Here is a 10,079-nt window from a genome sequence, read left to right as displayed (position 1 = left end):
TAGTTCAGACTATTTCAGGTCAGGGACAGAAGATTGCTATTGCTGATAATAATCTGGATGAAGTTTGGAAGAAGATTGCAAAAGGCAACTTTACTGTAAGTGAAGCTGCTAAGAAACAAGCCAAAGAAGAAATTTCTGCAAAGGGATACTGGGGAGTTGAGCAGACTTCAAAAAGAATGTTTGACTATGCTTCAGCTCTTGCAGGGGATGATGTGAACAAGATGAAGGATATGCAGGCTGCTATGGAAAAGGGCTATAAAGAGGCCACTAAGGCTTGGGGCAGGGAACTCCCTGAGATTAGTAAAAAGACACTGGCAGCGGCTAATAAGCTTTTTGAAAATTACTACAATTCAAAGGGTGTGACTAATGAGCAGGCTATGGCTGCACAGAGTTCTTCTGTATTTAAGACACAGGCGGCAGTTCAGTCAGCTGCAAATGCAAGTACAACACAGACTCAACCCGATCAGGCAATAAAGGGAGTTCAGTCAATCACAAAGAGTTAATACAATAATTAAAAACAGGAAACGCTTTCAGAACAGCTGTTGCAATATGATAACAGCTGTTCGTATTATTTGCCTTGGATGGAATTGTCAAAATCCGAATTTTTATAAAGGCTGGCAAATGAATTTGCAAAAGAATTTCATTTCAAGTATTACAGATATAGTAACAGATGATATTACCTTAAATGATGCTGAAAGATATAAAAATGCAACGAAACTAACTTATCGTTGCATTTTGTGATATTCGATATATAATTAAAACAGATTTGAAAAGTGATGTTTTTAGTGTAATTATATATGGGACTGTGTTTCTATGAGAAACAATAAAGTCTGCAAGGCTGTTTATGATACTCTTGATAACTAAAAAATATTATTTATAAGGAAGGTGACAAAATGTTATTTACATACTACCCAAAATGCTCTACCTGTATTAAAGCTAAAAAGTGGCTTGATGAAAAAGGAATAAAATATACTGCCCGTCATATTGTGGAAGAAAATCCCTCTTATGATGAGTTAAAAGAGTGGTTTGCTAAAAGCGAGCTTCCGCTTAAGAAGTTTTTTAACACAAGTGGAGTGTTGTACAAGGAAATGCAGTTAAAGGATAAGCTTTCGGGAATGAGTGAAGAAGAACAACTTAGACTCCTTGCAACAAACGGAATGCTTGTAAAACGCCCTGTAGTTGTAAGTGATACTACAGTTCTTATTGGATTTAAAGAGGTGGAGTGGGAAGAGAAATTAAAGTAAAATTTTGAAAGATTTATGTTATTTAATAAAGGAGAAATTATGGATAAGATAGCCAGTTTTACAGTGAATCATTTAGTACTTGAACCGGGAGTGTATGTGTCAAGAAAGGATAGGGTCGGAGCAGAGATAATTACTACATTTGACCTTAGAATGACAACTCCAAATAAAGAGCCGGTTATGAATACCGCTGAGCTTCATACTCTGGAGCATATTTGTGCAACATTTTTAAGAAATCATAAAATATACAAAGATAAGATAATATATTTTGGTCCTATGGGCTGCAGGACGGGTTGCTACCTCATTATGGCAGGAGATTTGGAGTCAAAAGATATAATTCCTCTTCTTATAGAGATGTTTAGTTTTGCAAAGGATTTTGAAGGAGAGATACCCGGAGCAAGTCCTATAGAATGTGGAAATTATTTAGATCAGAACCTTCCTATGTCAAGATGGCTGGCTGAGAGATATCTTAAAAATACTTTAGAATGCATAGATGAAGCACATATGCACTATGCAGAATAATATTTAGAAAAGGTGTATATGAAAGAATTAGACAGAGTAAAAGAAATAGAGAGAAGTATAGTAAAAAAGTATCATAAAGAAATTTGGACCAATTTTGTAAAAGCAGTAAAAGAATATGATCTTATAAAAGAAGGTGACAGTATAGCTGTCTGTATTTCAGGAGGAAAGGACTCTTTTTTACTTGCAAAACTTATGCAGGAGTTGAAAAGACATAGGAAGTTTGAGTATGAACTGAAATTTATTGTTATGGATCCGGGTTATAATCCTGAAAATAGAAAACTGATTGAAGAAAATGCAAAACTTCTTGAAATTCCAATAGAAGTATTTCATAGCGAGATATTTGATGTGGTAGTGGATATAGAGAAAAGTCCGTGTTATCTATGTGCGAGGATGAGGCGGGGACATCTTTACAGTAAGGCTAAAGAACTTGGTTGTAATAAGATAGCCCTTGGTCATCATTTTGATGATGCAATAGAAACTGTGCTAATGGGAATGTTTTATGCAGGAAAGTATGAAACAATGATGCCTAAACTTCATAGTATGAACTTTGAAGGAATGGAACTTATTCGCCCAATGTATATGGTAAGAGAAGAGTATATAAAGGCTTGGGTGAATTATAATGGATTAAGATTTCTCAGATGTGCCTGCCGTTTTACGGAAGAACAGGAAAAGTTGGGAGATGAGGGAACTTCCAAGCGGGCAGAGATGAAGGAGCTTGTTAAAGAAATGTCAAAGATTAACCCCAGTGTAGCCACCAATATATTTAACAGTATGTCTCATGTGAATCTTGAAACTGTAATAGCCTATAAATATGGTGGTAAGAAGCATAGTTTTTTGGATGGATATGATGAAATTAAATGAAATACATATAGACAATAAAATAGAAGCAGGTAGTGAGAGGCGTGAGTGGGAAGAGCGACTGGCACTGGTACTTGATATTGCTGAACAAATGGTTATATCAGGAGCAGAGGTTGCAAGGACAGAATATAGTATAAGGAGAATATGTAAGAGCTTTGGAGCGATAAGGACGGAAGCTCTTTCTATAACTACAAGCCTCATAGTCACTGTGTATTATGGAGATTATGGCTCGGTTACGCAGACAAGGCGAGTAGACAAATTTGCATACAATATGGACAGGCTTGAGAAGATGAATGAATTGTCAAGGGAAATTTGCGAAAATCACCTAAAGGTGGAAGAGGGCAGAAAGAAATTTGCAGAGTTAATGTTGGAAAAATATTATTCTTTTTCCGCACAAATACTGTTTTTTATGATGATTGCATTTTCGTTTACCATTTTCTTTGGAGGCAGCATAAAGGATGCAATAGTTTCGGCGTTGATAGCTGTGCTGTTTAAGTACATAGATAAATTTGCAAGAAAGATTGAAATTAATAAATTTATTCCTATTGTAGCTTCATCACTCCTTGGAGGATTCTTGGCGATAATGGCAGTAAGAGCCGGAATAGCAGATTCGGTAGGAAAAGTAAGTATAGGAGATGTAATGCTTTTAATTCCGGGAATTATGCTTACCAATTCTCTTAGGGATATGTTTGGTGGTGATACTATTACAGGGGGCATAAGGTTTATAGAGGCAACCTTGATAGCTGTGATGATAGCAGTGGGATTTTCAGCATCATCTAAATTTTATGAAGAGATATTTGGAAGAGAGGTTATGTCGAATGTTAGAGAATGGCCAATCTACGTGACAGTAATAACTGCCCTTATAGCTTCATTTTTTGGTTCGATTGCTTATGCCCTTACCTTTAATACAGGAATTAAGAGATTGTTTGGAGCAGGGTTTGGAGGGCTTATCGGATGGGCTTCTTACCTGATGGCAGGATATTTTATGTTTTCGGAGCCGATGAAATATTTTATAGCTGCGTTGGTTATCAATATCTATGCAGAATTTATGGCTGTAAAGGAAAAAGCCCCATCCACAGTTTTTTTAGTATCAGCAATTATGCCACTTGTTCCCGGAGGTATGCTTTATCGAACCATGCGGCTTGCTGTCACAGGTGAATGGAAGAAATTTGGACAGCTTGGAGTAGAAACTTTGTCTGTAGCTTTAGCATTGGCACTTGGAATGCTGATTGCAAATTCATTAATTAAAAGTATGAGAAAAAGGAGACATGAATACAATAAGTAAGGATTAATATAGTAATAAGTTATATGGGCTGAGGTATAGAAATATATCTTAGCCTTTAGTTTTTAGAAAAGTTAAAGTATAAGTTTATGAGATGAGATAAGGAAATATTTGAGTGAACACAAATAATACACAAAATTTATTATATTTTTCTGTTGACAAATTTATTTAACGGTGGTATCTTACTTATAGATGTTAGCACTCTAATCAAATGAGTGCTAACAATGAAAAAAGGAAAGGAGTGATGAGATGGAACTTGACGAAAGAAAGCTTGAGATACTTAAAGCTGTCATCAAGAACTATCTTGAGACAGGGGAACCTGTTGGCTCCCGTACTATTTCCAAGTTTTCTGAATTAAAACTAAGCTCTGCAACTATCAGAAATGAGATGTCAGATCTTGAAGATATGGGGTATTTGGTAAAACCTCATACTTCAGCAGGAAGAATACCTTCAGATAAGGCTTACAGACTTTATGTTGACTCGTTGATGCAGACTAAGGAAAAGGAAGAAGATGATCTTAAGAAAGATTTGATTGAAAAGTCAGATAAGCTTGAAACTCTTTTACAACAGGTGGCAAATTTACTTGCTATGAATACAAATTATACCACAATGGTATCTGCACCTAAGTATGAGAGTAACAATATAAAATTTATTCAGCTTTCAGAGATTGATGAAGTAAATCTTCTCATTGTAGTTGTACTAGAAAAGAACGCAGTTAAAAATACAATAATAAGGCTGGATGAACCTGTTGAAAAAAGTTTGCTTCTAAAACTTAACATAATGCTTAATTCATTTCTTGCAGGATTAAATATGAAAGAGATAAACATCGGAATTATTGCAAAAATGAAGGAGCAGGCAGGCGAATATGTGAATCTGGTTGGAAGAATTATAGATGCAATCGGTTCAGTATTTGCAGATGATGATTCGCTTAAGATATATACCAGTGGTGCTACCAATATTCTTAAATATCCTGAACTTAATGACAATGATAATATGCAGAAACTTTTGTATACCATAGAAGAAAAAAAGGAATTATGTGCTTTACTTACAGATAAGATGGAAGATGGCACTGATGACGGCATTCAGGTATATATAGGAAATGATACAAATGTAGAAAGTCTTAAAGACTGCTCGGTAGTTACTGCAACTTATGAGATAGAAGAAGGTGTCTACGGTAAGATTGGTATAGTAGGACCTAAGCGTATGGATTATGCAAAGGTTGTGAGTACGCTTAAGAATCTTATGAAACAGCTTGATGACATATTTAAGCATCAGAGTAAAGATACAAGTACTAAAGCAATTAAGCTTATAGATATGAAAAAAGACATAAACGATGTAAGTGATACATAGGGAAAGGTGGGAGACTGTGAAAGAAAAAAAGAAACATTCAGAAAAAGAGTTAGAAAAGGTTAATACTGAGGTTGTAGAAGAGAGTGAAACAGTTTCTAAAGAATCCTTAGATGAAAAAGAATTAAATAAGGTAAAAGAAGAAAGAGAAGCGTCAAAAGAGGAAGAATATAAAAAGAAAATTGATGATTTAAATGACAGGGTAATGCGCCAGATGGCTGAATTTGACAATTTCAGAAAGCGTACTGAGAAAGAAAAATCACAGATGTTTGACTTTGGTGCTAAGGGAATTGTAGAGAAAATTCTTCCTGTTATAGATAATTTTGAAAGAGGTCTTGCAAGTCTTTCAGATGAAGAAAAGGAAGGAGCTTTTGCACAGGGCATAGATAAGGTTTATAAACAGCTTATGCAGTGTCTTATGGATGCAGGAGTTACTCCTATAGAAGCTGTCGGTAAAGAATTTAATCCTGAAATACATAATGCGGTAATGCATGGCGAGGATGAAAGTTTAGGTGAAAACATTGTTGCCGAAGAAATGCAAAAAGGCTATATGTATAAGGAAAGTGTAGTAAGACCTAGTATGGTAAAGGTAGTTAACTAAATTTAAATATAAACTTTAAAAGTGAGGTAAATATTATGAGTAAAATAATTGGTATTGATTTAGGTACAACAAATTCATGTGTTTCTGTTATGGAAGGTGGACAGCCTGTAGTTATTGCAAATGCAGAGGGTATGCGTACAACTCCTTCTGTTGTGGCATTTACAAAAACCGGTGAGCGTCTTGTAGGTGAGACTGCTAAGCGTCAGGCAGTAACCAATGCAGACAGAACAATTTCTTCTATTAAGAGACATATGGGAACTGATTACAAGGTAAATATTGATGATAAGTCATACAGCCCACAGGAGATTTCAGCCATGATTCTTCAGAAGCTTAAGGCTGATGCAGAAGCTTATCTTGGTGAAAAGGTAACAGAAGCTGTTATTACTGTTCCTGCTTACTTTAATGATGCACAGAGACAGGCTACAAAGGATGCCGGTAAGATAGCAGGTCTTGATGTAAAGCGTATTATAAATGAGCCTACAGCAGCAGCTCTTGCTTATGGTCTTGATAATGAAAAAGAACAGAAGATTATGGTTTATGACCTTGGTGGCGGTACTTTCGATGTATCTATCATTGACATCGGTGATGGAGTTATTGAGGTTCTTTCAACTAACGGTGATACAAAGCTTGGCGGAGATGATGTAGATAATGTAATTACTAATTACTTTATTTCAGATTTTAAGAATAAAGAAGGAGTAGACCTTTCTACAGATAAGATGGCTCTTCAGAGACTTAGAGAGGCTGCTGAGAAGGCTAAGAAGGAACTTTCTTCTTCTACAACAACAAATATTAACCTTCCTTTCATTACAGCTACGGTAGAAGGACCTAAGCATTTTGAACTTGACCTTACAAGAGCTAAGTTTGAAGAGCTTATTCATGATATAGTTGAAAGAACAGCTATTCCTGTTCAGAACGCACTTAAGGATGCAGGACTCAATGCAAATGAGATAGGAAAAGTGCTTTTGGTTGGTGGTTCTACCCGTATCCCTGCTGTACAGGCTAAGGTTGCACAGCTTACAGGTAAAGAACCAAGCAAGAGCCTTAACCCTGATGAGTGTGTAGCTATCGGTGCTTCTATTCAGGGTGGTAAGCTTGCCGGTGATGCGGGTGCAGGTGATATCCTTCTCCTTGACGTAACTCCACTTTCACTTTCTATTGAGACTATGGGTGGTGTTGCTACAAGACTTATTGAGAGAAATACTACAATTCCTACAAGAAAGAGTCAGGTATTCTCAACAGCAGCAGATAATCAGTCGGCAGTTGATATCAATGTAGTACAGGGTGAGAGACAGTTTGCAAAGGATAACAAGAGTCTTGGACAGTTCAGACTTGATGGAATTGCTCCTGCTCCAAGAGGAATCCCTCAGATTGAAGTTACTTTTGATATAGATGCTAACGGTATCGTAAATGTTTCTGCTAAGGACCTTGGAACAGGCAGAGAGCAGCATATTACAATAACAGCGGGATCTAATATGAGTGATGCTGATATAGATAAGGCAGTTAAAGAAGCTGCTGAGTATGAAGCTCAGGATAAGAAGCGTAAAGAAGGCATTGATGCAAGAAACGATGCTGATGCTATGGTATTCCAGACAGAGAAGGCACTTAAGGATGTAGGTGATAAGATTACTGAGGCAGACAAGAGCTCTGTAGAGGCTGATCTTAAGGCACTTAAAGATATTCTTGAAGCAACTCCTGCTGATAATGTATCTGATGAAGATATTGATAAGCTTAAAGCTGCTAAAGAAAAGCTTATGGCTAGTGCACAGAGTCTCTTTACTAAGGTTTATGAGCAGTCACAGGGTGCAGCCGGAAATGCCGGAGCAGGTCCTGACATGGGTGGAGCAACCGGACAGACAGCATCCGATAATGGAAATGATGATGTTGTTGATGGAGACTATAGAGAAGTATAATAATTTGAGATAAAAAAACGGGCTGTCGCACTAAACTTTGGGTGGCAGCCCCATATTGACATTAAGTATAGATAAAATCAAACTTTACTACAGCTAAAACATAATTCTTATAATGTGATAATTATCTGTGGCTATATGGGTGAGTTGTATAAGTTTAAAATATAAAAAGACGAAAGTGGGATAAATATGGCAGATCAGAAGAGAGATTATTATGAGGTTCTTGGTGTAGCTAAGAGTGCATCTGCTGATGATTTGAAAAAGGCTTATAGGGTGCTGGCTAAGAAATATCACCCGGATGCAAATCCTGGGAATAAAGAGGCTGAGGCAAAGTTTAAAGAGGCTTCAGAGGCTTATGCAGTACTTAGTGATGATAATAAGAGGAGACAATATGACCAGTTCGGACATGCAGCTTTCAGCAATGGAGGCGGTGGAGGAGCAGGAGGTTTTGATTTTAGTGACATAGACCTTGGTGATATCTTCGGCAGTTTCTTTGGAGGCGGAGGAGGTTTTGACTTCTTTGGAGGCGGAAGCAGAAGAAACAGTAACAGTCCTATGAAGGGAGCAAATATAAGATATAGCCTTAGGATTAATTTTGATGAGGCTGTAAAAGGCTGTAAAAGAGAAATTACTCTTGACATGAAAGAAGAATGTGGTACCTGTCATGGAAGTGGTGCAAAGGCAGGAACCAGTCCGGTAACCTGTACTAAGTGCGGAGGCTCAGGTCAGGTAACATATACTCAGCAGTCCTTGTTCGGAATGGTGAAAAATGTGCAGTCTTGTCCTGATTGTCATGGTACAGGTAAGATAATTAAGGACAAATGTCATGATTGTCGTGGAACAGGATATATTACCAGACGCAAGACAATTGAAGTAGATATTCCTGCAGGTATTGATGATGAACAGGCAATCAGAATTAGGGATAAGGGAGAACCGGGTGTAAACGGAGGACCGAGAGGAGACTTACTTGTAGAGGTTCATGTAGGTTCGCATCCAAATTTTCAAAGAAATGGTTTTGATATATATTCATCAGTGCCTATCTCATTTACGCAGGCAGCACTTGGCGGAGACATAAGGATAAATACAGTTGACGGAGATGTTATTTATACTGTAAAACCGGGTACACAGACCGATTCCAGAGTAAGACTTAGAGGCAAAGGTGTTCCTACTCTTAGAAATAAAGAGGTAAGGGGAGACCATTACATTACCTTTATAGTTCAGACACCGGCTTCTCTTACTAAAGAACAAAAGAGAATACTTGAAGAGCTTGATGCTACCTTTGAAACAAGGTTTAGGGCTAAATCAAATCATGAAGAAGTAAAAGATGCAGATAAATCATCCACTTCATTTGATGTAAATGATGATGATAAAGGAAAGAATAGCAAGAGTTCTAAGAAAAAGAGTTTTGTAGATAATATTAAAGATATTGGAAGAGATTTGTTCGAGTAAAATTATATTGATAATTATAATTTAGATAGTACTTTTTAGTGCTATCTAAATTTGTATATGCTGTAAATTTTACAGATGTTTGGTAACATCACCCCATAGCCACATACCAAAAGCTGGTATCCTACTCTGCTATGCAGAATAAGAGGTATGTAACTATAGCGTGAATAATTTGGGTTTTAAAGGGGGATAGTAATGAGAATTGAAAAGGACAATATAGTTATCAAAAGTGCTAATCTTAAAGATGCAGAAATTCTCAACCATTGGTGGAATGACGGAAGTGTTATGGAACATGCTGGCTTTCCTAACGGATTGGGACAGAGCCTGGAAGAAACAATAGAATGTGTCAAGAGGAATGAAGGGCGCATCAGTCAGCTTTGTATAATAGAAATAGACGGGAAGCCGGTAGGTGAGTTAAACTATAGTATAACAGGTAATGATACTGCATATTCGGGTTGGAAAATATGTGAAAAAGAATACCAGAATAAAGGCTATGGTACAGTAATTATAAATATGTTGTTTGATTTTATTTTTACCAATAAAGAAATTAATTCTGTGTGTAAGGTAAATAGGATTGAATGGGATACAATGTTAGAAAATAAAAGAGCGCAGAATGTATATGAAAACAAAATTAAAGCCGTAAAAAAGGAAGTTCTTGAAAATAACTGGAAAGACCAGCTTGGGAATTGGCGTACAGCTGTAGTGTATGAGATTTCGAGGGAGAAATTTTATAAAAAATAATTTTTTTTGATGTCAAAAGAACTTGCTTTTACTTTTTTATTAGATTGTTTTATTGATAATAATTTAACAAGGGGGCTTGTTATGTATGAATTTTTTGAAATTGGTAATTTAGATAATAAAGCTCTTGAAGTTAA

9 protein-coding genes and 1 pseudogene are annotated in these 10,079 nt (G+C 36.5%); all 10 read left to right on the top strand.

The features are described from left to right. Positions 1-503: pseudogene (locus ACTTKP_RS09610) on the top strand (hypothetical protein); the annotation flags it as partial. A 390-nt stretch (positions 504-893) separates the two neighbouring features. Next, a complete protein-coding gene (locus ACTTKP_RS09605; RefSeq protein ID WP_442553685.1) occupies positions 894-1,244 on the top strand; it encodes an arsenate reductase family protein in 351 nt (116 codons plus the stop codon). A gap of 39 nt (positions 1,245-1,283) precedes the next feature. Then, positions 1,284-1,763 carry an S-ribosylhomocysteine lyase gene (locus ACTTKP_RS09600; protein WP_442553684.1) on the top strand — a complete coding sequence of 160 codons (480 nt, stop codon included), beginning with the start codon at positions 1,284-1,286 and terminating at the stop codon, positions 1,761-1,763. Positions 1,764-1,781: 18 nt separating this feature from the next. Beyond that, the gene (locus ACTTKP_RS09595) at positions 1,782-2,624 is read left to right on the top strand and encodes a tRNA 2-thiocytidine biosynthesis TtcA family protein (protein ID WP_442553683.1); all 843 of its coding nucleotides are present in this window, start codon (positions 1,782-1,784) and stop codon (positions 2,622-2,624) included. After that, a complete protein-coding gene (locus ACTTKP_RS09590) occupies positions 2,608-3,906 on the top strand; it encodes a threonine/serine ThrE exporter family protein (protein WP_442553682.1) in 1,299 nt (432 codons plus the stop codon). Before ACTTKP_RS09595 ends, ACTTKP_RS09590 begins: the two co-directional genes overlap by 17 nt. 246 nt (positions 3,907-4,152) lie before the next feature. Beyond that, positions 4,153-5,253, top strand: a complete 1,101-nt coding sequence (gene hrcA, locus ACTTKP_RS09585) for a heat-inducible transcriptional repressor HrcA (RefSeq protein WP_442553681.1) — start codon at positions 4,153-4,155, stop codon at positions 5,251-5,253. Between the two features lie 16 nt (positions 5,254-5,269). Beyond that, a complete protein-coding gene (gene grpE / locus ACTTKP_RS09580; protein WP_442553680.1) occupies positions 5,270-5,851 on the top strand; it encodes a nucleotide exchange factor GrpE in 582 nt (193 codons plus the stop codon). Between the two features lie 35 nt (positions 5,852-5,886). Further along, positions 5,887-7,761 (top strand): molecular chaperone DnaK, encoded by a 1,875-nt coding sequence (dnaK, locus tag ACTTKP_RS09575; RefSeq protein ID WP_442553679.1) that lies wholly within the window; start codon positions 5,887-5,889, stop codon positions 7,759-7,761. A gap of 186 nt (positions 7,762-7,947) precedes the next feature. Then, a complete protein-coding gene (gene dnaJ / locus ACTTKP_RS09570; protein ID WP_442553678.1) occupies positions 7,948-9,207 on the top strand; it encodes a molecular chaperone DnaJ in 1,260 nt (419 codons plus the stop codon). Between the two features lie 192 nt (positions 9,208-9,399). After that, positions 9,400-9,945: a GNAT family N-acetyltransferase gene (locus ACTTKP_RS09565; protein ID WP_442553677.1), complete on the top strand. Its 546-nt coding sequence runs from the start codon at positions 9,400-9,402 to the stop codon at positions 9,943-9,945. The last annotated feature ends 134 nt before the right edge of the window (positions 9,946-10,079 follow it).

It is taken from the genome of Catonella sp. (assembly GCF_052169795.1).
Taxonomy (GTDB): domain Bacteria; phylum Bacillota; class Clostridia; order Lachnospirales; family Lachnospiraceae; genus Catonella.
The sequence above is the reverse complement of the archived record's forward strand: the minus strand, read 5'-3'. Positions and strand labels throughout refer to the sequence as shown.